21 protein-coding genes are annotated in these 23,239 nt (G+C 44.4%); 17 read left to right on the top strand and 4 right to left on the bottom strand.

What is annotated here, in order from left to right; genetic code table 11:
• The first annotated feature begins 52 nt into the window (after nucleotides 1-52).
• From gndA to AC1S8V_RS18060, 3 genes are all read left to right on the top strand, one after another.
• Complete coding sequence (gndA, locus tag AC1S8V_RS18070; RefSeq protein WP_482070189.1) at nucleotides 53-1,471, top strand: NADP-dependent phosphogluconate dehydrogenase; 1,419 nt, start codon at nucleotides 53-55, stop codon at nucleotides 1,469-1,471.
• Nucleotides 1,472-1,717: 246 nt separating this feature from the next.
• Complete coding sequence (locus tag AC1S8V_RS18065) at nucleotides 1,718-2,821, top strand: metallophosphoesterase (protein ID WP_482070188.1); 1,104 nt, start codon at nucleotides 1,718-1,720, stop codon at nucleotides 2,819-2,821.
• 182 nt (nucleotides 2,822-3,003) lie between these two features.
• Nucleotides 3,004-3,570: a 5' nucleotidase, NT5C type gene (locus tag AC1S8V_RS18060; RefSeq protein ID WP_482070187.1), complete on the top strand. Its 567-nt coding sequence runs from the start codon at nucleotides 3,004-3,006 to the stop codon at nucleotides 3,568-3,570.
• A gap of 9 nt (nucleotides 3,571-3,579) precedes the next feature.
• On the opposite strand, the gene AC1S8V_RS18055 is transcribed toward AC1S8V_RS18060, so the two are convergent.
• A complete protein-coding gene (locus AC1S8V_RS18055; protein ID WP_482070186.1) occupies nucleotides 3,580-4,464 on the bottom strand; it encodes an AraC family transcriptional regulator in 885 nt (294 codons plus the stop codon).
• A gap of 101 nt (nucleotides 4,465-4,565) precedes the next feature.
• On the opposite strand from AC1S8V_RS18055, the gene AC1S8V_RS18050 reads away from it, so the two are divergent.
• The 9 genes from AC1S8V_RS18050 to AC1S8V_RS18010 all read left to right on the top strand — a co-directional run bounded on the left by AC1S8V_RS18050 (nucleotide 4,566) and on the right by AC1S8V_RS18010 (nucleotide 15,993).
• Complete coding sequence (locus tag AC1S8V_RS18050; protein ID WP_482070185.1) at nucleotides 4,566-7,316, top strand: family 78 glycoside hydrolase catalytic domain; 2,751 nt, start codon at nucleotides 4,566-4,568, stop codon at nucleotides 7,314-7,316.
• 150 nt (nucleotides 7,317-7,466) lie between these two features.
• Nucleotides 7,467-8,000: a GNAT family N-acetyltransferase gene (locus AC1S8V_RS18045; RefSeq protein ID WP_482070184.1), complete on the top strand. Its 534-nt coding sequence runs from the start codon at nucleotides 7,467-7,469 to the stop codon at nucleotides 7,998-8,000.
• A 71-nt stretch (nucleotides 8,001-8,071) separates the two neighbouring features.
• A complete protein-coding gene (locus AC1S8V_RS18040; protein ID WP_482070183.1) occupies nucleotides 8,072-9,229 on the top strand; it encodes an acyltransferase in 1,158 nt (385 codons plus the stop codon).
• Nucleotides 9,230-9,396: 167 nt separating this feature from the next.
• A complete protein-coding gene (locus tag AC1S8V_RS18035) occupies nucleotides 9,397-9,957 on the top strand; it encodes a DEAD/DEAH box helicase family protein (protein WP_482070182.1) in 561 nt (186 codons plus the stop codon).
• Between the two features lie 182 nt (nucleotides 9,958-10,139).
• Nucleotides 10,140-10,349 (top strand): hypothetical protein, encoded by a 210-nt coding sequence (locus tag AC1S8V_RS18030; protein WP_482070181.1) that lies wholly within the window; start codon nucleotides 10,140-10,142, stop codon nucleotides 10,347-10,349.
• Between the two features lie 226 nt (nucleotides 10,350-10,575).
• On the top strand, nucleotides 10,576-11,415 hold the full coding sequence (gene licT / locus AC1S8V_RS18025; protein ID WP_482070180.1) for a BglG family transcription antiterminator LicT: 840 nt from the start codon (nucleotides 10,576-10,578) through the stop codon (nucleotides 11,413-11,415).
• Between the two features lie 475 nt (nucleotides 11,416-11,890).
• Nucleotides 11,891-13,804: a beta-glucoside-specific PTS transporter subunit IIABC gene (locus tag AC1S8V_RS18020; protein WP_482070179.1), complete on the top strand. Its 1,914-nt coding sequence runs from the start codon at nucleotides 11,891-11,893 to the stop codon at nucleotides 13,802-13,804.
• Between the two features lie 33 nt (nucleotides 13,805-13,837).
• Nucleotides 13,838-15,280 carry a 6-phospho-beta-glucosidase gene (locus AC1S8V_RS18015; RefSeq protein WP_482070178.1) on the top strand — a complete coding sequence of 481 codons (1,443 nt, stop codon included), beginning with the start codon at nucleotides 13,838-13,840 and terminating at the stop codon, nucleotides 15,278-15,280.
• A gap of 314 nt (nucleotides 15,281-15,594) precedes the next feature.
• Nucleotides 15,595-15,993 (top strand): RidA family protein, encoded by a 399-nt coding sequence (locus AC1S8V_RS18010; RefSeq protein ID WP_482070177.1) that lies wholly within the window; start codon nucleotides 15,595-15,597, stop codon nucleotides 15,991-15,993.
• A 120-nt stretch (nucleotides 15,994-16,113) separates the two neighbouring features.
• Here AC1S8V_RS18010 and AC1S8V_RS18005 read toward each other — a convergent pair whose 3' ends face one another.
• Complete coding sequence (locus AC1S8V_RS18005) at nucleotides 16,114-17,268, bottom strand: S8 family peptidase (protein WP_482070176.1); 1,155 nt, start codon at nucleotides 17,266-17,268, stop codon at nucleotides 16,114-16,116.
• A 220-nt stretch (nucleotides 17,269-17,488) separates the two neighbouring features.
• On the opposite strand from AC1S8V_RS18005, the gene AC1S8V_RS18000 reads away from it, so the two are divergent.
• From AC1S8V_RS18000 to AC1S8V_RS17980, 5 genes are all read left to right on the top strand, one after another.
• Nucleotides 17,489-18,010 (top strand): GNAT family N-acetyltransferase, encoded by a 522-nt coding sequence (locus tag AC1S8V_RS18000; protein WP_482070175.1) that lies wholly within the window; start codon nucleotides 17,489-17,491, stop codon nucleotides 18,008-18,010.
• A gap of 120 nt (nucleotides 18,011-18,130) precedes the next feature.
• Nucleotides 18,131-18,988 (top strand): Cof-type HAD-IIB family hydrolase, encoded by an 858-nt coding sequence (locus tag AC1S8V_RS17995; RefSeq protein WP_482070174.1) that lies wholly within the window; start codon nucleotides 18,131-18,133, stop codon nucleotides 18,986-18,988.
• A gap of 220 nt (nucleotides 18,989-19,208) precedes the next feature.
• A complete protein-coding gene (locus AC1S8V_RS17990; protein ID WP_482070173.1) occupies nucleotides 19,209-20,474 on the top strand; it encodes a beta-propeller fold lactonase family protein in 1,266 nt (421 codons plus the stop codon).
• Between the two features lie 18 nt (nucleotides 20,475-20,492).
• Nucleotides 20,493-20,714 (top strand): hypothetical protein, encoded by a 222-nt coding sequence (locus AC1S8V_RS17985; RefSeq protein ID WP_482070172.1) that lies wholly within the window; start codon nucleotides 20,493-20,495, stop codon nucleotides 20,712-20,714.
• A 319-nt stretch (nucleotides 20,715-21,033) separates the two neighbouring features.
• Nucleotides 21,034-21,216, top strand: coding sequence for a YjfB family protein (locus AC1S8V_RS17980; RefSeq protein ID WP_017687882.1), 183 nt, complete (start codon nucleotides 21,034-21,036; stop codon nucleotides 21,214-21,216).
• A 130-nt stretch (nucleotides 21,217-21,346) separates the two neighbouring features.
• Here AC1S8V_RS17980 and AC1S8V_RS17975 read toward each other — a convergent pair whose 3' ends face one another.
• Complete coding sequence (locus tag AC1S8V_RS17975) at nucleotides 21,347-22,084, bottom strand: HAD family hydrolase (protein ID WP_482070171.1); 738 nt, start codon at nucleotides 22,082-22,084, stop codon at nucleotides 21,347-21,349.
• A gap of 71 nt (nucleotides 22,085-22,155) precedes the next feature.
• Nucleotides 22,156-23,205 (bottom strand): zinc-dependent alcohol dehydrogenase, encoded by a 1,050-nt coding sequence (locus AC1S8V_RS17970; RefSeq protein ID WP_482070170.1) that lies wholly within the window; start codon nucleotides 23,203-23,205, stop codon nucleotides 22,156-22,158.
• Between the last annotated feature and the right edge of the window lie 34 nt (nucleotides 23,206-23,239).

The raw sequence follows: 23,239 nt of genomic DNA, 5'->3' as shown, positions 1-23,239 counted from the left end.
CATTTATCCGTTTCAACTTACTATATAAATAATGGAGTATTGGGAGGACATAATGAGTAAACAACAGATTGGTGTTATTGGATTGGCAGTAATGGGTAAAAACCTGGCCTTGAATATTGAAAGCAAAGGATTCTCGGTATCGGTATTTAACCGTTCCCCGGAGAAAACGAACGATCTTCTGAAAGAAGCAGAAGGTAAAAACCTGACAGGTGCGTTCACCATTGAAGAATTCGTGGAATCCCTGGAGTCTCCGCGTAAAATTCTGATCATGGTGCAAGCAGGTAAAGCAACAGATGCAACGATCGAGCAGCTGCTTCCTCATCTGGATCAAGGCGACATTATTATCGATGGAGGTAATGCTTACTTCCCTGACACGCAACGTCGCAGTAAAGAACTGGAAGAAAAAGGTTTCCGATTCATCGGAGCAGGTGTATCTGGTGGTGAAGAAGGCGCACTGAAAGGCCCGGCAATCATGCCAGGCGGTCAGGAAAGTGCTTATCAACTGGTAGAACCGATCCTGACAGCGATCTCCGCTAAAGTTGGCGATGACGCTTGCAGCACATATATCGGACCAGACGGTGCTGGACACTATGTGAAAATGGTGCATAACGGTATCGAGTACGGAGACATGCAGTTGATTGGTGAAGCTTACCACCTGCTCAAATCTGTATTGAACGTTTCCGTTGAAGAGTTGCATGAGATCTTTACCGAGTGGAATCAAGGGGAGCTGGACAGTTACCTGATCGAAATCACAGCAGATATCTTCTCCAAATACGATCCAGAAACCGGTAAACCAATGGTTGACGTGATTTTGGACGCTGCTGGACAAAAAGGAACAGGCAAATGGACAAGCCAAAGTGCGCTGGACCTCGGCGTACCGTTGTCCATGATTACGGAATCCGTATTCTCCCGTTTCCTGTCTGCGATGAAGGACGAGCGTGTAGCAGCTAGCAAAATCCTGAATGGACCAGCAACTGAAGCATTCTCTGGAGATAAAAAAGCGTTCATCGAAAATGTACGTAAAGCACTGTTTGCAAGTAAAATCGTATCCTACGCACAAGGATTTGCACAAATGCGTGCAGCTTCCGATGAGTACGGCTGGGATCTGAAATACGGCAACATTGCCATGATTTTCCGTGGTGGTTGCATTATTCGTTCTCAGTTCTTGCAAAACATCAAAGAAGCATATGACAAAGACGCAGAACTCAAAAACCTGCTGCTTGATCCTTACTTCCAAAACATCGTTGAGTCTTATCAAGGCGCATGGCGTGAAGTTATATCGGCGGCTGTAAAACAAGGTATTCCGGTACCTGGATTCTCCAGCGCTCTGTCTTACTATGACAGCTACCGTACGGAGCGTTTGCCAGCAAACTTGCTGCAAGCACAACGTGACTACTTCGGTGCTCACACATTCAAACGTGTGGATAAAGAAGGCTCATTCCACTTCCAATGGATGGACACGAACGAGTAATATTAATTCAGAAGATATAGCATTCTTGCAGTCGTCCATGATTTCAACAATTCATGGTGGCTGCGGGAGTGCTTTTTCTCGTTAAAGTTTCGAATTTGAATATCATCAAATTGTAATAAAATGTACGAATCTGGGTTTGGCAAACAGATGATCTGACCCTTCAATTACGTTATACTTGTTCAGACGGACCTGCATCCGTGATAAAAATTCAGAATACAACTTATTGACGTGGAGGTTAGACCGGGCATGTTCGTATTAGCTGGTATATTGTTTTTGGTAGTATACGGTTTATTAGTGTTCTACATAGGCTGGAGCGGTTGGAGTTGGATGAAACCTGTCGTGTCCGCCAGATTTCGGTGGTTGTATATTATAGGGCTTGTATTCCTGGCCACTTCCTTCATTTTGGCACGAGTATTTGGAAGCATTTCGTTCCTCGGTATCATCGGTTCCTACTGGTTGGCAATCTTCTCGTTATTATTGCTGATCCTGCCAGTCATTCACCTGACGATGTGGCTGCTGAGATTAACCCGTATTCCGAGACATCACACACAGAAATGGGCGGGAGTCGTTACGCTGGTGCTGTTAGTGTCCACAATGGGTTATGGAATCTTCAATGCCTACAGCCCAGTAGTGAGAGCATATAACATTCAGATTGATAAGAAAGTAGAAGGTGTAGACAAACTCAACATTGTCATGGCTGCCGATATGCACTTCGGACTTCTGTCTGGTCCTGCACATGCCAAACGCATGGTGGAGGAGATTAATGCTCTGAAGCCGGATCTGGTGCTGTACCCTGGAGATATTATTGATGACAATCTGGATATGTACCTCAATAGCGGAATCGCGGATATTATCAGTGACATTCAGGCTCCGTACGGCGTCTATGCTTCTCTCGGGAATCACGACAAGTTCGATGGTCCGATTGAAGATCTGATTGCTGCGCTGGAGAAGAGCAACATGCAAGTTTTGTACGATGACAAAATCGTTCTGGATGACAAGATCACCCTCATTGGTCGGAAAGACCGGACAGAGAAGGATCGGGCAGAATTAGCTGCATTAATGCAAGATACGGACTTAAGCCAACCGGTACTTATGATGGATCACCAGCCGTATGATCTGGATATTGCGGAGCAGAACAATGTAGATCTGGTGGTATCCGGTCACACTCACCGTGGTCAGATTGCACCGGCTCAGTTTATTACACAGGCTATTTATGAGAATGATTGGGGTTATCTGCAAAAGGGCTCCATGCACTCCATCGTGACCTCAGGATTTGGCTTCTGGGGACCTCCAATTCGTACTAGTAGTCGTTCAGAGATTGTACAGATTAATGTGACGTTCCAACAATGATGTAGAGAACCCTATGGGCTTGTTACTGTCTGGCGATGAATCGGTTGCGTTTCTCGGCATTCCGGTTAGAGCAGTAATAGTCTCATCGATTTTTCGTCAACGGTAATGAGCTGTAACGTAAAAAAGATGACTTCATAACATTCTTGATGATATACTGTCTTCGTATTGAGGGAGGGATAACCATGAAGAAGCCTATTATTGCTGTAGATATGGATGACACGATATGTCATCTGGTCAAGCGGGCTATTTATCACAACAACCTCAACTTCCCGACCCATCCGTTGCGCTATGAGGATATGATTCATTGGGATACCTCCCATTTGCGTCATCCGGAGAGCACGCATGATGTATTTTATGGTCGGCCGGGTCTGTTTGAGGAATTGGAATTATTCGACGAGTATGTTGTAGATGAGATGCGAAAGCTGAACGATGCTTATGATGTCATTGTTGTTACGGCAGCAGAACCAAGAACAGTCGTTGAGAAGTGGAACTGGCTTCAGCAGCACATGCCATTTATAACCGCAGAACAGTTTATTACATGCAAAAGAAAAAATCTGCTCGCTTTTGATTTGCTCATTGATGATGGAGCACATAACCTGATTCCAGCGCATAAGGACGGCAAAAAGGTCATCTGTATTCCACATCCGTGGAATATACAGGAGCGTGAGCGATACAACTTTCCGTTGATGTCTTCATGGAAAGAGGCCAAGGCATACATAGATGAAGTGTTACAGGTTGTTGGTGTCTGAGAGTAAATCTTATTGTCCAGAGTGCTGTGCTCTGGATTTTTTGCGATAGGCGAGAGGTGTTTCGCCTGTTATTTTTTTGAATGCAGCATAGAATGAATCGATATCCCGATATCCAACCAGCTCTGCAATCAGGCTGACTTTGTGCTGTGAACTCTTTAGAAGTTCGCAGCTTTTTTGTATACGCAGGTGTTGCAGGTAGCTGCTAAAGGTCTGTCCGGTATGTCGCAGAAACATTCGGCCAATCTGTTTTTCGCTAAAGCCCGATACACGGACCAGATCAGATATTCGGATTCGGTCGCTCACGTGTTGCTTGAGATAGTGAAGAATGTACTCAAAATCGGTGGAATGAATCGCTTCATCATGAACCTCTTGATAAAGTTGCCTGTAGGTCATCAATACTAGCTGGCTTACCAGGGTGTATAACATAGTAGACGAACCGATTCCCGGAACGGAGGATTCACGGTACAGCTTCACCATTAGTTCTTCAATCCGGTCGTTGTGATCCACAACGGATATATAAGGAACCTGGTTTTGTGCCAGATCCATCAGATGTTGAATGATTTCTTTTTCCTGAATGATAGCTGTCAGCGTGTGGATCAATTCAGCATTAAATAGGCAATTATATAGAATTAACGGATGCTCGGTTACGTTTGTGCTCACAGGACGAAAGACATGAGGAACGCCGACAGGAATAACAAACAGCATCCCCTTTGTCACCGGAATGACATCTTCACCGATATGATGAAAGCCCTTTCCTTCGGCAACATAGCTATACTCAATAAAATCATGTGCGTGAAAAGGAAGCACAAAATCTTCAGAGCAACGATTGACGAAAAGTTGCAGATGATTATGCAGAAAGTATTCGCTTTTCATAAGTTGTACAGATGAATTCACAAGCAACCTCCTCGCACAGATGGCTGAATCACCGGATGAAATAGTCCTGATTACCGGGTATTTAGGGCAACAGGATCGATATAATTATATCGTAACCCGGAATGGGAAGCCAAGATGGAAAGGACGATCTGCTAATGTTCAACGTTAGTCACCTTCGCTGTGAGTATAGAATTAATCCGATTGGCCTCGATGTAAAATCACCGCGTTTAAGCTGGCAGCTGCAATCCGATCGTCGGAACTGCATGCAATCTGCTTACCAGATTCAGCTGTCGTTGACAGAAGATTTTAAAGCGATTACATGGGATTCAGGAGAGCAAAACACGGATCAATCCATACATGTGGAATTAAACCATTTTCAGCCTTCTCCGCGAACGCGATACTACTATCGGATTCGGGCATGGGATGACGCAGGAAGTGATTCGGGCTGGTCCAAAACGGCTTATTTCGAGAAGGGACTTATGGATAGTCATAACAAATGGAAAGGAGAATGGATTACAGCTCAACCAACAGATGATGGAGATACGTCATGCCCGCGTATGCGTAAGCAATTTAATGTGAAAAAACCGGTTACGTCTGCCAGAATATATGTGACAGCACTTGGATTATACGAGTTGCATATGAACAACACAAGAGTAGGAGAAGATTATTTTACACCAGGCTGGACTTCTTATCGTAAGCGATTACAATATCAAACCTATGATGTAACACACCTACTTCAGGATGGGCAGAACATATTGGGCGCTTATCTGGGTGATGGTTGGTACCGAGGGTATCTTGGCTGGAACAAAGAACGGGAGATATTTGGATCGACATCCGCATTGCTGCTGGAACTGCATATGAAATACGCAGATGGTTCGGAGGAATGGATTTTATCCAATGAGGATTGGACGGCTACTCCGAGTGCCATTCTCATGTCGGACATTTATATGGGGGAGACATATGATGCACGAATGGAGTCCGATTGGTCGGATTCATCTGAAGTGAATTGGTCACCCGTAAATGTACTGGAGCATCCAAAAGATATCATCGTTGCGCAGGAGAACGTACCCGTCACCCAAGTAGAACAGCTACATCCAATCGCGTTGCTAACAACCCCACAGGGAGATCGTGTAATAGACATGGGGCAGAATATGGTGGGATGGGTGAGATTCAGCATTCAAGGTGAAGCGGGTCAGACGGTTGAGCTGCACCATGCTGAGATGTTGGATCATGAGGGGAACTTCTACACCGATAATCTTCGCGCCGCCAAGCAGTGTATTCGCTACACGTGCAAGGGGGATGGAGTGGAAACATTTGAACCGCATTTTACGTTCCAAGGGTTTCGCTATGTGAAGCTAATTGGCTTCCCGGAACACGTTCGTCTGGATGAATTCACCGGAATAGTGCTGCACTCGAATATGGAGCAAACAGGTCAGTTCTCATGTTCCAGTCCACTGGTGAACCAACTGCATCACAATATATTGTGGGGGCAAAAGGGCAATTTCCTTGATGTGCCGACAGACTGTCCGCAGAGGGATGAAAGGCTCGGGTGGACCGGGGATGCGCAGATGTTTGTCCGCACGTCTTCCTACCTGATGAACACGGCTCCCTTCTTCACCAAATGGCTACGGGATCTGGAAGCGGACCAGGGAGAAGATGGCGGTATTCCATTCTTCGTTCCGGATCTGAGAAGTTCCACGTCAGAAGGATGGGGAGACACGAGTCATTCCTCCGCCGCTTGGGGGGATGCAGCAGTCATCTGTCCATGGACCATCTATGAGATGTATGGGGATGCCAGATTGCTGGCTGAACAATATGAAAGTATGAAAGGGTGGATTGAATACATCCACATGCAGGGTGACAACCCGTATCTGTGGAACACGGGATTCCACTTTGGCGATTGGCTGGGACTGGACTCCAAGCCTGATAGTTATGTCGGCGCAACGGACACGAATTATGTGGCAACTGCATTCTATGCCTATTCAGTTTCGTTAACTCAAAAAGCGGCTGAGGTACTTGGAAAGACAGACGATGCTGAATATTACAAGCAGTTGCATACAAACATTGTTCATGCGTTTCGAAATGAATTTGTGACTCCAGCCGGAAAAATTGCTGTTCCAACGCAAACAGCGCATGTTCTTGCGCTGCAATTTGATCTGCTGGACGCCACTGCTCGAACTCGTGCTGTTGAACAATTGGAAAAACTCGTGAAAGAGGCGGGTAATCATCTTACTACAGGATTCGTGGGCACACCTTATCTGAATCCGGTACTGAGTGATGCAGGTCTTAATGACCTGGCTTATACATTACTTTTTCAAGAGGATTATCCATCCTGGCTGTATCAGGTGACTCAAGGTGCAACGACGGTCTGGGAACATTGGGATGGGATCAAAGAGGATGGCAGTCTCTGGAGTGCTGACATGAACTCATTTAACCACTATGCGTACGGTGCAATTGGGGAATGGTTGTATCGTTATGTTGCGGGAATCCGGTCTAATGAACATCAGCCAGGATTTCGAATGGTGCATATCGAGCCGCAACCTGGACCAGGACTGAATTGGGTGGAAGCGCGTCTGGAGACGATGTATGGTCAAGTTGCTTCAAGCTGGCACCGATTGGCGGAGGGTGAAATGGAGATACGGGTGAATATTCCCGCTAATACGAGAGGCACGGTTCGTTTGCCTGGAGCTGGCGCTCAATCGATTCTGGAGCAAGGGAAACCTTTGGAGCAAGTGAGTGAAGTTCAGGATATTCGGAGTATTGGAGACGCTGTTGAAGTCACACTCGGATCTGGTAGTTACCAATTCACGTATAAATACTTTAATGCGGGGGAAGAGGATGCGCAAGAAGCCAGATTGACAGAGTCCGTATAATAAATAGAATAAGCAGAAAGATCTACATTTGAAGAGGGTCTGCTCACACGCAGATCCTTTTTCGAACTTGTCTACTAGAAGATCAAGAACAGCGTGTCCTGGAGGAGAGAACGTGGCAATATCAATATCTGTTGGGAGGAAGTAAGGACCATGGGAAAAGAACACGTTAGATTAATAAAACCATCACTAGCGTATAAGGAAGCCTATTTGGCATTTTATGAAGACTGGGTCAAAAGCGGAGAGTTGATGGTACCTTGGGTCATTTCCAAAGCACCTTACGCGTTTGATGAGATGTTGGCGTTTTTGCAGCGCAATGAACAAGGGATCGACATCCCGGAAGGCTGGGTCAAAGACAGTACATACTGGCTGGTAACGGAGAGTCATCGAATCGTGGGTGCCGTGAATATAAGGCATGAGCTTAACGACAAATTGTTCAATAGTGGAGGACATATTGGTTATGGTATTCGTCCGGGGGAGCGGCACAATGGCTATGGTTCGGAAATTCTTAGGCTTTCTTTGGAGAAAACAAAAGAGCTCGGAATCACCAAAGTATTGGTCGTATGTGACGCGATGAATGAGCCTTCCAGAAGGGTTATTCTTCGTAATGGTGGCATCCAGGATGTAGACTATGTAGAATCCAATGGTAACGTTGTGGAACGATTCTGGATAGATAATGTCGAATAATGCAGAATAATGATGTAATATAACGAAAATAATATGGATTATGATTGTATTACCCTCGCGTGCTGATTAGAATGAAGCATAGAATCTGGATTGCGGCCGGAAACTATCATCCCATATCAGGCACAAGTGAGGTTATCTGTATGAAGCAACCGGTTAATCGGCCCCGGCGCATTGAGTATCTGGATCTCTATCGTGCTTTTGCCATCATGGCAGTGGTAGCTATTCATGCTACTTCAACGGCCGTTGCGCATTACCCCAAACACACGTTAGATCATGATGTGTATTACTTTTGGAACACGTTCCTGCAATTTGCCGTTCCAGCGTTTCTGTTCCTGTCATCCCTGGTCTTGTTCTACAACTACAGTTCCAAGAAGTATGAGAAGGGCTGGATGCAAGCATTTTATAAGAAGCGATTATTCTATGTATTTGTCCCCTATGTCGTATGGTCTCTTATCTATTTTGCCATCAAACAGCTGCTTGCTGGCAAAGAACCTCTGACACATGGTGTTCAGTTTGCCAAACAATTAGTGATGGGGACTGCCCATACGCACTTGTACTTTTTTCTGATAATCCTTCAGTTCTACATCGTTTTTCCATTGCTTCTGTCACTTACACGTCATCGTTTGTTTAATTGGTACTTGCCATTATTCTTTATTGCAGCTCAGGCGATATTCTATGCATTGCACTTGCAGTTTCACTTTGAACGAACAGGTAGTTTGTTACCCAGTTACCTGATCGTGATCGGATTTGGCGCATGGATTGGGTTGAACTTTGAGTGGGCATTGCAGAAGTTGTACACCCATCGTTATGTGCTTATAGCTGCATTGTTGAGCGGAGGTGCCATTTATATATATGGTAATGCTTATATCAAAACCGCTTTCGCTGCTTACCCAGTTGTGGTCTATACGGTGCTGTTCCTGTTCCGAAATCTGTTTACTCTGTCAGCCTGTCTGCTCCTGCTGATCTTCAGTGAACGAATCGGTACAGGAAAACATATCGAGCTTCGTAAGACTACGCGTGTTCTGGGCTCCCTGGGTACAGTTGCGTTCGGTGTATTTTTAATGCACCCACTTGTGTTGCTCTTCTGGAGACGTGAATTCACAGATGAACTGGCTCGGCATTTCAGCCTGGGTATCATTCTATCTTATGTTGTGGCGCTCCTGATCTCATGGGTGTTCGCAATTGGATTGCGCCGGATAAAGTGGGGATGGGTACTGATCGGACGTTAAGTTAGAATAAACTTATACAAGTTAAGCAAAGAGATTTCAAGCCCTCTACCGTTGAGAGGATTACCTTGAAACCTCTTTTTTATTTGCCCTTAACAAGGTATTATAGATTCTAATGTCCATAAAATTCAATTAATGGAATGAATGTTAACTTGGTCAGGAGTGATCGAATGAAATTTGTGATTATTTTTGGTCCGCAGGCTGTGGGCAAAATGACGGTTGGGCAAGAACTGGAGAAGATAACTAATCTGAAATTGTTTCATAACCATATGACCATTGAACTGGTATCTCCTTATTTCAGTTATGGTACACCGCAAGGCAAAAGACTGGTCAGTCTGTTCCGTCAGGAGATTTTTGAAGAAGTGGCGAAGAGTGACCTGCCGGGTCTGATTTTCACATTTGTGTGGGCTTTCGACCTGGAGGCAGATGGTGAATACATCCGTAAGATCAGCGAGTTGTTTGCATCTCATGGAGGTCAGGTCTGTTATGTGGAACTGGAGGCTGATCCATCGGAAAGGCTGGAGCGTAATAAGAGTCCGCATCGCCTGTTACATAAGCCAACGAAGCGTAACATCGCTTGGTCCGAGCAAGATTTGCTTGATACGATGAAGCATTATCGACTGAATTCGGAACCGGGGGAAATTATGCATGAGCACTACATCCGAATTGATAACACGCACAAGAGCCCGGATGAAGTGGCACAGTTAATCCAGGAAAGATTTGGTTTATAGCCAAGGGTCTGGAGGACCGTATAGAGGTTTTGATAGATTGTGAAAAAGGTTGTATTCAATCTGATTTCAAAAGGAGGCTATGATTGTTGTACTTTTTTTTACTATTGATCGTAGGCGTAATCTTATGTATTTTATTTCCGTTTGGCATAATTTTGGTTGGTGGCATAATATTTGCATGCGTTGTGGACAATTATCGGCAAACGATGAATATGCATGAGGATATTCGAGCGATCAAAAATCATCTGGGACTCATGAACAAAGGGGAAGCGCAGGAGTTTGAGATGGATCAAGAGTATACTCAAGTTGATCGTATGGATTCAGATCAAATGGCGGTCATTAACCGGCGAATTGAAGCGGAACTGGAGAAAGACAGTAGAAAAAACAAAACGTAGAGTCAATTAAAATGATCATTGGAGATGATGGATGACGGATGTCCCCAGCGATTGTTCCAGTAAGTTTAGTGAAATGTGAATGGGACACAAGGAGTTTTTTGTTGCATAATGTAGTAAAATGTAATACCATGAACGCACATATACTTAACATTGAAGAGATAAGGGCATGTCCAGTAACCTCAAGTGCAGGTGCGGTTTGCCTTTTTCTGTATATTGGAGTGATAAAGTGAAAATCGAGAAGGTGCTAAACAATAATGCTGTAGTTGCCATCAAGGATGAACGTGAAGTCATCGTTATTGGTCGGGGCATTGCTTTCCAAAAGCGGGCGGGTGACATGGTTTCTGACCAGCATATTGACAAGATATTTACTTTACAGAATGAAGATATTCAGGAAAACTTTAAGGCCTTGATCGCAAGTATACCCCTTGAATATATGAAAGTGTCCGAAGAGATTATTGCGTACGCCAGATTAAAGCTTGGAAAAAAGTTGAACGAAAGTATCTATCTTCATCTGACGGACCATATCCATTTTGCTATTGAACGTTACCGTAACAATCTCCCGATTCGTAATGGCCTCCACTGGGAGACCAAACAGCTCTACAAGGATGAATATGAAGTAGGACTTGAAGCGTTAAATATGATTTGCGATCAATTTGGGGTGCTTTTGCCGGAAGATGAGGCTGGTTTTATGGCTTTGCACTTTGTTAATGCGGCACTGAATGAAGAGATGCCCAACATTCGAAGTATGACGCAAGTAATGCAGGAGATTCTGACGATTATCAAGTATCATTTTAAAATGGACTTTGATGAGAACGGACTGAACTATTATCGTTTTGTCACACATTTGAAGTTTTTTGCTCAACGATTGGTGAAGGGGAAACATTACAAGAGTAATAACGACGACGAACTGTTCCTGATGATCCAGAAAAAGTATCCCGTAGCACATAAGTGCTCAGAGAAAATTAAAAAATTTATTGAAAGCAACTACACGTATCAACTTACTAACGAAGAAATGATGTACTTAACAATTCATATTGAAAGGGTTGTGAATGCAACTTCTGAATAATTCCATAGATCTGTTTGCAAGGTTGCAACCACAAGGGCGAGACCTGAACCAATGAATGACAGGACATGACTGATAATAGTGTTCCGTATATTCGCATGTTCAGGTTTTTAATTCTGGATTGAGAATGTATTCGATCATTTCTTTTATTTTTCGCCAAAATAAGTGTTGCAAATGTAGTTCAGATGTACTATGATGAGTTCAAGAAGTAAGCGCATACATCGATTGGGTTGTAACTGTTAAATCAGGCAACTCCGACCCTAGTGGTCTCGAGATTGATTGCAACTTACTTTAATTATTGAAATAATTGAATACCAATGTGTACAGCCTTACAGGGTTGCAACCGTTAAGGGCAAAACCTGAATTGCTGAATAACATGACTTATTTCCGGATGATCCGGGTACGTTATGTATGTTCAGTAGTTCAGGTTTTCTTTGTTTCACAGCATGGGGAGTCTACTTAGAGAGGGAGAATGACAATGAGCAACTATGATCAATTGGCTAAGGATATTCTGTCACGTGTGGGTGGTCGCGAGAACGTGAATAGCGTATTCCATTGTGTAACAAGACTGCGGTTTAAACTGAAAAATGAAAGCGTAGCCAAAACGGAAGAACTTAAAAATCTGCCAGGTGTTATTACTGTTATGCAAAGTGGTGGACAATATCAAGTTGTTATCGGCAACGAAGTGCCGGATGTATATAAAGCAGTTGTTAAAGCAGGGAATTTGTCTGCTGAAGGTCAAGTAGATGAGAACGATGCAGATTCAGGTCCCAAAGGCAATTTGTTTAACCGTTTTGTAGATATGATTTCGGGTGTTTTTACTCCAGTGCTCGGATTGCTTGCAGCGACGGGGATGATTAAAGGTTTCACAGCTATGTTCGTGTCCCTGGGTTGGATCGACAATACTGCTGGTACGTACGCCTTATTGAATGCCATAGGGGATTGCTTATTCTACTTCTTCCCTATCTTCCTTGGCTACACAGCTATAAAAAAATTCGGTGGAAGTCCATTCCTAGGTATGGCTATCGGTGCATCGTTAGTCTACCCAACACTTGCGGGAATTCGTGCTGGAGAACCGTTATACACTTTGTTTGCAGGCACTTTGTTCGAATCACCGATTCGGATCGAGTTTCTAGGTATACCGGTAATTTTAATGGATTATGCTTCATCCGTTATTCCGATTATCGTAGCAACGTTCTTCGCGGTCAAAATCGAACGTTTCTTCAAAAAGGTTATGCCTAAAGTAGTCAGCAATTTCCTAGTTCCATTTTGTACTTTGCTAGTTATTGTACCAGTTACGTTCCTGGTAATTGGGCCGGTTGCGACATGGGCGGGTCAACTGTTAGGTGCATTCACATCTTCGATTTACGGACTGAGCCCTTTACTTACAGGACTTGTAATCGGCGGTTTGTGGCAAGTATTCGTATTGTTCGGACTCCACTGGGGACTCGTTCCATTGGTATTCGTTAACCTTGCAACGCTTGGCTACGATTCGATTCTGGCATTGTCTTTTGCAGCTTCCTTTGCTCAAATTGGTGCAGTGCTTGCGGTTACTCTGAAAACGAAAAGTCAAAAAATAAAAACACTCGGTGCACCTGCGTTTATATCCGGTATTTTCGGTGTCACTGAGCCAGCGATTTACGGTGTAACATTGCCATTGAAAAAACCATTTATTATGAGCTGTATTGCTGGTGGTATTGGTGGTGGTATCCTTGGTTTTGTCGGAACTAAAGGTTATATAATTGGTGGTCTTGGAATCTTCGGTTATCCGAGCTATGTAAGTCCTACAGAGGGAATGAATTCCGTGTTCTTCTGGACGGTTGCAGCAACCATTATTGCATTCATCCTTGGTTTCATCTTGACATATGTTGTTGGTTTCAAAGATCCGGTCGACAAAGCGTCTACACCAGTACCTGTACTTGATCCAAATCCGAACAGCAGATACGAAATTGTAAGTCCAATGGCTGGTGAAGTTGTTGCACTGAACGAAATTAATGACGTAACGTTTGCAGGAGAGCATATGGGTAAAGGGATTGCGATTCGTCCAACCAGTGGTAGAGTGGTGTCTCCAATCACAGGTGTCGTTCAAACTGTATATCGTACCAAACACGCAATCGGTCTTGTAAGTGATGATGGTGTAGAGATGCTGATCCATATTGGGCAGGATACGGTCAAGCTGAAAGGCCAACATTTTACAACACATGTGAAAGACGGAGACCGTGTTAACGCAGGTGACCTGATTGTTGAGTTTGATCTGCAAGCGATTAAAGACGCAGGGTATGAGACGGTTACACCGATCATTGTGACCAATACTTCGAAATATCTGGACGTAGTAGGAACTAAAGATGCTTCTGTTCATGAGAAAGATAAATTGATTACCGTATTAAGCTAATCGAAATTACAGATGGTTAGGAGGAACTCATCAATGAATGAAAAGTGGACAGCCTTCCCGGAGAATTTTCTCTGGGGAGGAGCAACCGCAGCGAATCAATTGGAAGGCGCTTATCTTGAAGGTGGCAAAGGGTTAACAACCGTAGATCTGATTCCGATTGGTGCCAATCGATGGAATATTGCTCTGGGTAACCTGGATTCGTATGAACCAAAAGAAGGGGAGTTCTATCCTTCACATGAAGCGATTGACTTCTATCATCGATATAAGGAAGATATTGCGTTATTTGCAGAAATGGGATTCAAGTGTCTCAGGCTTTCCATAGCCTGGGCACGGATTTTCCCTAATGGCGATGAAGTGGAGCCAAACGAAGCTGGTTTACAATTTTATGATGATGTCTTCGATGAGTTATTGAAATACAACATTGAACCTGTCGTGACGATCTGTCATTTCGATGTTCCTGTACATCTGGTCGAGACTTACGGCGGGTGGAAAAATCGTAAGATGATCGGTTTCTTTGAGAAATATGCGACGACGTTATTCGATCGTTACAAGGATAAAGTGAAATACTGGATGACGTTTAATGAGATCAATATGTTGCTGCATCTTCCTTACATTGGCGCAGGCATTGTTCTTCAGGATGGTGAAGACAAAGAGCAGGTCCTGTATCAGGCAGCGCACCATGAATTGGTAGCGAGTGCACTTGCTGTTAAGGCTTGTCATGAGATTATTCCTGGTGCACAGATTGGTTGTATGTTAGCCGCTGGAATGGTCTATCCATACAGCTCTAACCCGGATGACGTATGGAAGGCCATGGAGAAAGACCGCGAGTCATTTTTCTTCATCGACGTGCAGTCGAAGGGAGCATATCCGGGATATACGAAACGATTTTTCAGGGAAAATGACATTCGGATTGAAATGCAACCGGAAGATGCAGATATCTTGATGCAAAACACGGTCGATTATATCGGTTTTAGCTATTACGCAAGCCGGTGCACAAGTACAGACCCTGAGATTTTGAAAGATTCGACAGAAGGCAATGTATTTGGCTCGGTGAAGAATCCATATCTTCAAGCATCCGAGTGGGGATGGACCATTGATCCGAAGGGTCTTCGGATTACATGTAATCAGCTTCATGACCGCTATGGCAAACCTTTGTTTATCGTAGAAAATGGACTTGGCGCAACAGATGTACTGCTGGACAATGACTCCGTTGAGGATGACTATCGCATCGAATATTTGAATAGTCATTTTGCCGAGATGGCCGAAGCGATTCAAGACGGGGTAGAGCTCCTGGGTTACACAAGCTGGGGACCGATCGATTTGGTCAGTGCGGGTACCGGAGAGATGAAGAAACGGTATGGCTATATCTATGTAGACAAAAACAATGATGGCACGGGCACACTTCGCAGAGTGAAAAAGAAGAGTTTTCACTGGTACAAAGATGTCATTGCGAGTAATGGCGCACGATATTTCTGATACAAGGTGTTCGACGTTATAGAATAGACAAAGAGCAGTCTCGTTATTACGGGATTGCTCTTTGTTTATGAGGGGATGAATTTGACCCAGGATGTGGCTTTTAGATATAATAACAAAATCAAGAGAATCTTGTCACTTAAGAAGGGAGGAGCATCCACTCATGAAGAAAAAATCACTTGCGTTTATATCTTCGGGATATGGATACTCCACTGCTGTCTTTTTCTAGAATTTATTCCAAGGGTGAGGTCTGCCTAAAATCGGAAGAAAATTAGGAAATAACGCAGAAAAATCTTAGGAATGACGAGGTAATCAAAATGAAAAACGACAAAATCACTAGAACAAATCCAGCAAATATGCCAGCTCCTGTAGGACTGTACACGCATATTACAAGAATCCCAAGGAACGCAGAGCTATTTGTATCTTCGGGTCAGATTGGAGCAGACCCTAGCGGACGCTTTCCGGAGAGTCTGAATGAGCAAGTCACTAATACATTCAATAATATTAAAACAGTGCTCGAATCTGAGCAATTTGATGCTGAACATATTATCAAAGTGAACGTATGGGCAACGGAGAAGATCGATTGGGATTTCTTTTATGCCGAGTGGGGACAATTATTCGGTAATGATTATCCTGCAATGACGATTGGATATATTACGGAGTTGGGTCTGCCGGAGATAAAAATTGAAATAGAGCTTTGGGCAGCAAAAGTTTAACATCGAATACATTTCATCCAAACCAAGGACATCTAACGTATAGATGTTCCTTGGTTTTTTAATTTGTGGAAAATAGAAGGGTATGCTCGCTCTATGAAATCATGAGCAAGAGTAGGTGTATTATGGCACCTGCAAGCTCCGATAGGCATTGAGTCGTCCATACGTCCAATAGATCCCGGAGCCGGATACCGGATCAGAAGCGAAGCACAGCGCATCCCGAATCTGAGCATTTGTTTTCCCTTGTGCAGCGAGAAGTGCAGCCACTCCAGCCACATGAGGGGCAGCCATGGACGTCCCGCTAAGGTAGGCATAGGAACCACCCAGGTATGTGGATAGAATGGTATCACCCGGTGCAGCCATATCCACCCAAGAGCCATGGTTGGAGAAATTGGATTTGAGATCGGAAGGATTGGTTGAAGCGACGGCAATTACGTTGGGATACGATGCGGGTACGATCGGGAATGAAGTGTTGTCGTTACCGGCTGCAGCAATAATCACAGCTCCACGATCCCAAGCATACTGTACGGCAGTTTGAAGGAAAGCATTTCCCATCGGTCCACCGAGGCTCAGGTTAACAACCTGTACACCGTTATTGGCAGCAAAGACAAGCCCGTTACCAACATTGCCTATCGTTCCCTGCCCGTTGTTATCCAGTACCCGGAGCGGAATGATGGATGCGAGTGGTGCAACGCCTGCGATGCCCACACCATTGTTGGTAACGGAGGCAGCGATCCCAGCTACATGGGTGCCATGGCCGCTCCTGTCCTCAGGGATGTTATCATAATCAACATAATCATAACCGGGGAGGAGCTTGGAGGCCAGTTCTGGGTGGTTCAGCTGTACACCGGTATCGATAATGGCGATTTTGACAGAGTTGTTGCTCTGATTAATGTCCCATGCAGCGGGTGCATTGATTTTTGACAGGTTATACTGATAAGGAAAGAAAGGGTCATTGGTGAAAGATGCCTCAACGAGGTAATTTGGCTCTGCATGTTCAATCAGCTCATGATCTTTGTAATGTTTCAGCATCCGGTGCATTTTTTTGCGGGATTCCACACGGTACCATCCTAAATCTTCATAGGTCTCAGCGACTCTACATCTCCCTTTTTTGTGAAGGGTGTGCATCTCATTCTCGGTTGTACCTTCCTTGAATTTGACTAAGAGCTGCTTGGGCGCGTGAGGGTGAAACTTGCTCTCGACAAGTTGGTCCAGATAACGATACACGAACCTGATTGCTAGCAAAATGAAAGCAAAAACACCTAACCATAACAACATGAGCGTTTCTCCCTCCAATATGGATTGTGACACGCCTTATCGTATGCGAACTCTATCAGATTGCGCGGGCACTCTTTCAATTTGGTTAGTAGTGTAGATAGATTGATAGGACGTGATAAATTCGGTAAGATGAGATGAAGAGAGCCGATCTGGAATGAACAAGATTCAAGGAAGGGCCAAGAGGTAGCTCCTAATACAGTGGATAAGGAATGTGGATTTATTGACACAACTTCAGAGTATACCGACAGTAACACCAGTTCAGGCACACCAGATTCATGGTGCCATTGATTTTGCCATGCGTGTACGTAGAGAAGTCTTTCCGATGCTGGATCATACGAAATTGCCTGTGGACTTCGAGCAGTTTAGAGAACATTATCTGGACTCCGATGGTTCGATCTTTCTTGTTGCAATGATGGGGGATGCGGGCATCGTCGGGTCTATTGGGATATTACCATATGATGGACGTATTGAAGCCGTGGAAGGTCGATATGTAGCCCAGTCTGCAGCTGAAATTGTGAAATGTTATGTAGATCCTGCATATCGCAGATATGGCATTGGTTCGATGCTGGTAAAGGAACTGGAAAACGTGGTAAGAAAGATGCACTATACAACGTTGTACTTGCATACACATCGCTTTTTGCCAGGAGCCGTGGATTTCTGGAAACGTCAGGGCTACACGATTATTACTGAGCAGGAAGATGACTGGCAGACGGTGCATATGGACAAGTTGGCATGTAAGTGACCACTGACATTACTGAAGGATAGGGAGCTGATGGTAATATAACGAATGAGATTCGCGTGGGTGCCAAAGCTCTTTTTTATACAATAACATAGACAACATACAAGATGGGGGCATAAGCAGATGCAAGAAACGAAGCGGAAAATTGTTTTTATTGATATTGATGGCACATTGGTTGACGATGACGGAAACATTCCGTTGTCAGCACAAAAGGCTTGCAAACAGGCGAGGGAGAACGGACATTTGCTATATTTGTGTACAGGTCGCTCCAAGGCGGAGATCTATGATTCCATCTGGGATGTCGGATTCGACGGTCTGATTGGTGCAGGTGGGGGCTATGTGGAATTTGGCAAGGACGTGCTTTATCACAAAAGGGTGACCGCGGAAGATGTTCGGCATATGGTCGATTTCTTCAATGAACACGGCATTGACTTCTACCTTGAATCCAATTCGGCTCTGTATGCAAGTAGCAATCTTCAACCTCACCTGGAACGCCGTATCTATGGCGATGTGGAGAACGACCCTGTAGCTAGAGACAAGAAGGAACTGAAACCGCACCCATTTATTGCCGGATTGACTTATGGAGAGGCCGATCTGTACAAGGATGACGTGAACAAAGTATGTTTCTTGGAGAGCTCAGTTATCCCGTTTGAGCGAATCAAGCAGGAGTTTGAAGGAAAATTCGAAGTCATTCAGTGCACGGTGCCGATCTTTGGTGAAGGAAGCGGTGAACTGATGATCCCTGGTATTCACAAAGCCGTTGCAATCGCCGATCTGCTGGAGCATCTGGGCATGTCCCAGGAAGACACATTCGCCATCGGGGACGGCATGAATGATGCCGAAATGCTGGAATTCTGTTCCGTAGGGATTGCGATGGGCAATGCCAAGCCAGGTCTGAAAGCCATTGCAGATGATATTACTGGAACAGTAGAGGAAGATGGATTGTACCATAGTTTTGTGAAGTATGGATTGATCACTTAATATAGAACTGAGGCAATCTTGTGGCGGAAGGACATGATGTTGACTATATAACGAAGTTGAGAGATAAAAATGGTTAATACGTACACCCTTTGTCCCAAACCTTATTTTAGACCCTGCATATATTATTGCAGGGTCTTTATTTTGGTTTAAACAGATCAATTTATTTTCTCACAAAGGGTTGTAATCAAACCATAACATCTAAGTGGAGGAGAGAATCGAAATGGCCATTTTGTCAACCGGACCTATTGAGAATAATGCCGTCAGTGATGTACGGCCAACACAACAAGTTACAGTTAAAATTGATAACAGGAATTCTCTGGATGGATCCGTTGTTTTAATACAAGGGTATAATTTGACCTCTACAAGGACTTTATATGTCAGCGAGCAGATTTCAATTGCTCCGGATCAGGTAGTGACAAGAACTTATTTTGCTAATCTGGATGCGTTTGAATTTGTCTTTACAGTTGAAGGTGTAGCTATAGAGCAAACGGAGATTTCCGTGTGGGGCAAAAATGCATCCGGCCAGCTTGTCGCCGCACATCGATTAGTCTCTTCTGAACTTGAAATGGAGGGAGATAACACATCAGTCAACCGCATATATGTAGCCAATTTCAACAGTAACGATGTTTCCGTCATTAATGGCGAAACGAATACGGTGATTGCTACCATTCCTGTGGGGACAAATCCTGCAGGGATTGATGTCAATCCATTAACGAGTCGTATTTATGTCGCAAACAGAGGCAGCAATACCATTTCCGTCATTAATAGTGTATCCAACACAGTGATTGCTTCTGTTCCGGTTGGGAGTGAGCCAGGTGACGTAGGGGTCAATATAGCGACCAATGCTATTTATACGGCAAATTTTAATTCATTGGATACAACTGAAGATGTAACCGTTATTGATGGATTGACCAACACGGTGATTGATGCTATCACTATTCCTGGACTCAATTTTTTAACTGGTATAGGCGTCAATTCCTTAACCAATCGGATCTATGCAGCTAATTTTAATTTTGATACGGTGTCTGTGATCGATGGAGTAACCAATACGGTGATTGCTACGATACCCGTTCAGGTCAATCCATTCCGTGTAGGTGTCAATCCAGCCACCAACCGTATTTATGTATCGAATTTTACCAGTAATACGGTTTCCGTTATTGATGGTGTGACGAATACCGTAATTGATACCATTCCGGTCGGCGTTACCCCTGCTGAAGTAGCGGTTAATACCTCTACAAACGCCATTTACGTTCCAAATCGTGATACGGATAATGTTTCAGTAATTAGTGGATTAACGAATACCGTGATTGCTACTGTTCCGGTCGGGATTAATCCGAACGGCGCCGGCGCCAATCCGTTAACCAATCGAGTTTATATAAGCAATCAAGATGACAATACCATTTCTGTGATTGATGGCGAAACGAATACGGTGATTGCTACCATTCCGGTGGGGGCCCGTCCGTTCGCAGTAGGTGTAAATCCGTAGAAAGGTGAGGGGATTCGGATGAAAGAAGTTATAACGGCATCAGCCTTAATGGAGCAGCTGATCACCATGAACAAAGAGAATTCTGTATGCCAAGTCAGGGTTCCAGGTAAGGGGATGTATGTAATTGTATTACAGGATGATTATTCAACTGTACCATCTTCAGATCAAATGTTGAGTGATACAGAGAACGAAGTGAGCGAAAAAATCAGATATGAAATAAAGAGGAATCCGTTTCTCTGAGGATAAGGAAAATCGTGAGTCTTGAATGATCAGATCAGAATGGAACAGGCATCTCCTCAATGGAGGTGTCTATTTGCATTAGTACTTAGACTACAGACAAGATCCAGTAAAGAACAGCACTAAATGTTACAACACAGAGGCCAACAAGGAGCCCAAAAAGAATCACGAATTTTTTTCCGTTCATAGGATATAGATGACTCTCCTTTTGAATGGAATGGATTTCCGTATACATTTTGATCGACCTTTTAACATTTGCTCCTCACTGACCGATATATAATAAGTACATCTATGTAATCAGAAAGTGAAAGGAGTGCAGAACATGGATATTGCAGCATTATCAATGGCGATGAGTCAAGCTTCAGTAGTGCAGTCGGCAAGCTTGCAAGTGATGTCGATTACGAAAGACATGGCACAGCAGCAAGGCCAGCAGATGGCGGAAATGTTGAAGTCAGTGCCTGCTCCTCATCCCAATCTGGGTGGAAGTCTCGATCTTTCGGTTTAGTTGAAATTACAGCATGTGTCCTTATGTAACACCCATTGCAGCAAGCAAAACCCGAACAGCTCCAATTCGAATGAATTGAAGCCGTTTGGGTTGTTTTTTTCTAAATATTCATTCCGAACTTACGATCTTCTCAGCGCAGTTTTGACAAGCTTGGCAATCTGCCTTCAAAGGGCAGAGTATCCTTCAATGTCCATAACTCATCGTAACTTGAAATCTGAAGATCGGCTTTGGACAAGTCCTGGTTGCCTGATCCCGGATTGCGATATCCGATGCAGCGCATGCCTGCACTTTTGGCGGCCTGAACACCATTGCGCGAGTCCTCAATCACCAGACAATTCGAAGGGGATGCACCAATCATTTCAGCTGTGGTCAGGAAAATATCTGGTGCCGGCTTGCCGTTCGTAACTTCCTCACCTGTCATTCGCACCTCAAAGTATTGCCCAAGTCCAGTTTTGTCCATGATCAAATCAATCAGTGCACGTGGAGAGGAAGAAGCTACGGCTATTGGAATGTGTTGCTCATGCAGCCAGCTTAACCAGCGTTCCACGGAAGGCATTGCCGTCAGATTCGGATGGGCGAGCATCGTTTGCATCACATTATGCTGATGATAAGTAAATATTTCTTCCAGCGTAGCTGTCAGCTGATGTTTGTCCAATACTTGCTGCCACATGGATTCCAGCGTAACTCCAACATAGGTATGATGTTCTTCATCAGTCACCCTTGCTCCAAAATGGGCAAAAGAGCTGCGCTCAATTTCGAAATAAATCGGTTCGCTGTCAATCAGTACGCCATCCATGTCAAAAATGACCGCTTGAATGATGTCATCATTGGGCGCTCCCAGTCCGTCAGATTCTTTGTTTGCAGCCATGTTGTATTCCTCCTCCAGGATTGTGTAAACATATATTTCTAATGTAATCCATTCATGGTTAACCTTCCACTTTAGAAACTGGAACCGCTGGATTGCAGCACAACTTTAATGGCATGTGAAGAGGCTTGAAGTGTGCGTCCCTGAATATCGCAGCCAAGTGTGCGGAATGCCTCTTCGTAATCCTCCAACGGGAAGGAGTGGGTGATAATTTTTTTTGCAGGAATAATCCCTTGTTCAATCATATAATGTGCGGTAGCAAATGTCCCCAGAGAATCGATGGAACCAATAATTTTCAGACTGCGGTCCACGACTTCCTTGGGATTGAAGGATGTGTTTCCATCTCTCAGACCAACCAGCATCAGGTAACCTCCGCTGGCGAGCTGGGAAAGAACTTGTGTGCCCACAACACCTGTCGTATCCACAATCATATCAACCTGATGGGTTGCAGGTGACAGTGATTCTATTGCATTTTCGAAGGATGAATGAACTTCCCAACGATCGGGTGCTATGGAGCCTGCAATGGCTAAGCGTTCTTCAGAGATGTCGACCAGACAGCCGGTAACCCCTTTGGAAGCCAGCGCGTAGCTGTACAGAATGCCAATCGGGCCTGCGCCGAGGATGATCGTTCTGAAATTAGGCAGCAGATGAATCTGATTAATCCCCGTCAGCATACAGCTGAGCGGTTCTGTCAAAGTCGCTTCCTCATAGCTCACATGGTCCTTCAATTTGTACAAAAAGCGATCCTCGGTCACATAATAATCCGTAAATGTTCCGTCAGCACTCACACCTGTCTCGGTAACAGACTTATGTGTGCAATGATTTTGCCTGCCTGTTCTGCACATGTCACATTTTCCGCAGTAGTAGGTAGGATCGATGACAACCCGGTCGCCCGGTTGCAATGTCGTTACCGCAGAACCAACGTCAATGACTTCCCCGGCAGACTCATGACCGAGAATGACAGAAGGAACCGCATGATATTTGCCGCTGACAATACCGAGATCGGTACCGCATACACCTGTCGCCCGAATACGAACCAACACTTGATTATCCCTTGTAATTTCCGGGACAGGCCGTTCCTCTAATGCGACATCCCAAGCCGATTTGTATACCAATGCAAGCATGATATAACCTCCTTATAATTATATAAAATATAAA

The sequence above is a fragment of the Paenibacillus sp. B46(2026) genome (assembly GCF_056786355.1).
The sequence above is the reverse complement of the archived record's forward strand: the minus strand, read 5'-3'. Positions and strand labels throughout refer to the sequence as shown.

Bases quoted from the DNA above. Each gene is read 5' to 3' on its own strand.
- AC1S8V_RS17970 (WP_482070170.1), bottom strand. From the start codon at position 23,205: ATGCTTGCATTGGTATACAAATCGGCTTGGGATGTCGCATTAGAGGAA.
- AC1S8V_RS18005 (WP_482070176.1), bottom strand. From the start codon at position 17,268: ATGTTGTTATGGTTAGGTGTTTTTGCTTTCATTTTGCTAGCAATCAGG.
- AC1S8V_RS18040 (WP_482070183.1), top strand. From the start codon at position 8,072: ATGAAGCATAGAATCTGGATTGCGGCCGGAAACTATCATCCCATATCA.
- AC1S8V_RS18015 (WP_482070178.1), top strand. From the start codon at position 13,838: ATGAATGAAAAGTGGACAGCCTTCCCGGAGAATTTTCTCTGGGGAGGA.
- AC1S8V_RS17985 (WP_482070172.1), top strand. From the start codon at position 20,493: ATGAAAGAAGTTATAACGGCATCAGCCTTAATGGAGCAGCTGATCACC.
- AC1S8V_RS18050 (WP_482070185.1), top strand. From the start codon at position 4,566: ATGGGAAGCCAAGATGGAAAGGACGATCTGCTAATGTTCAACGTTAGT.
- AC1S8V_RS17990 (WP_482070173.1), top strand. From the start codon at position 19,209: ATGGCCATTTTGTCAACCGGACCTATTGAGAATAATGCCGTCAGTGAT.
- AC1S8V_RS18065 (WP_482070188.1), top strand. From the start codon at position 1,718: ATGTTCGTATTAGCTGGTATATTGTTTTTGGTAGTATACGGTTTATTA.
- AC1S8V_RS18060 (WP_482070187.1), top strand. From the start codon at position 3,004: ATGAAGAAGCCTATTATTGCTGTAGATATGGATGACACGATATGTCAT.
- AC1S8V_RS18010 (WP_482070177.1), top strand. From the start codon at position 15,595: ATGAAAAACGACAAAATCACTAGAACAAATCCAGCAAATATGCCAGCT.
- AC1S8V_RS18020 (WP_482070179.1), top strand. From the start codon at position 11,891: ATGAGCAACTATGATCAATTGGCTAAGGATATTCTGTCACGTGTGGGT.
- AC1S8V_RS17995 (WP_482070174.1), top strand. From the start codon at position 18,131: ATGCAAGAAACGAAGCGGAAAATTGTTTTTATTGATATTGATGGCACA.
- AC1S8V_RS17975 (WP_482070171.1), bottom strand. From the start codon at position 22,084: ATGGCTGCAAACAAAGAATCTGACGGACTGGGAGCGCCCAATGATGAC.
- gndA (WP_482070189.1), top strand. From the start codon at position 53: ATGAGTAAACAACAGATTGGTGTTATTGGATTGGCAGTAATGGGTAAA.
- AC1S8V_RS17980 (WP_017687882.1), top strand. From the start codon at position 21,034: ATGGATATTGCAGCATTATCAATGGCGATGAGTCAAGCTTCAGTAGTG.
- AC1S8V_RS18035 (WP_482070182.1), top strand. From the start codon at position 9,397: ATGAAATTTGTGATTATTTTTGGTCCGCAGGCTGTGGGCAAAATGACG.
- AC1S8V_RS18045 (WP_482070184.1), top strand. From the start codon at position 7,467: ATGGGAAAAGAACACGTTAGATTAATAAAACCATCACTAGCGTATAAG.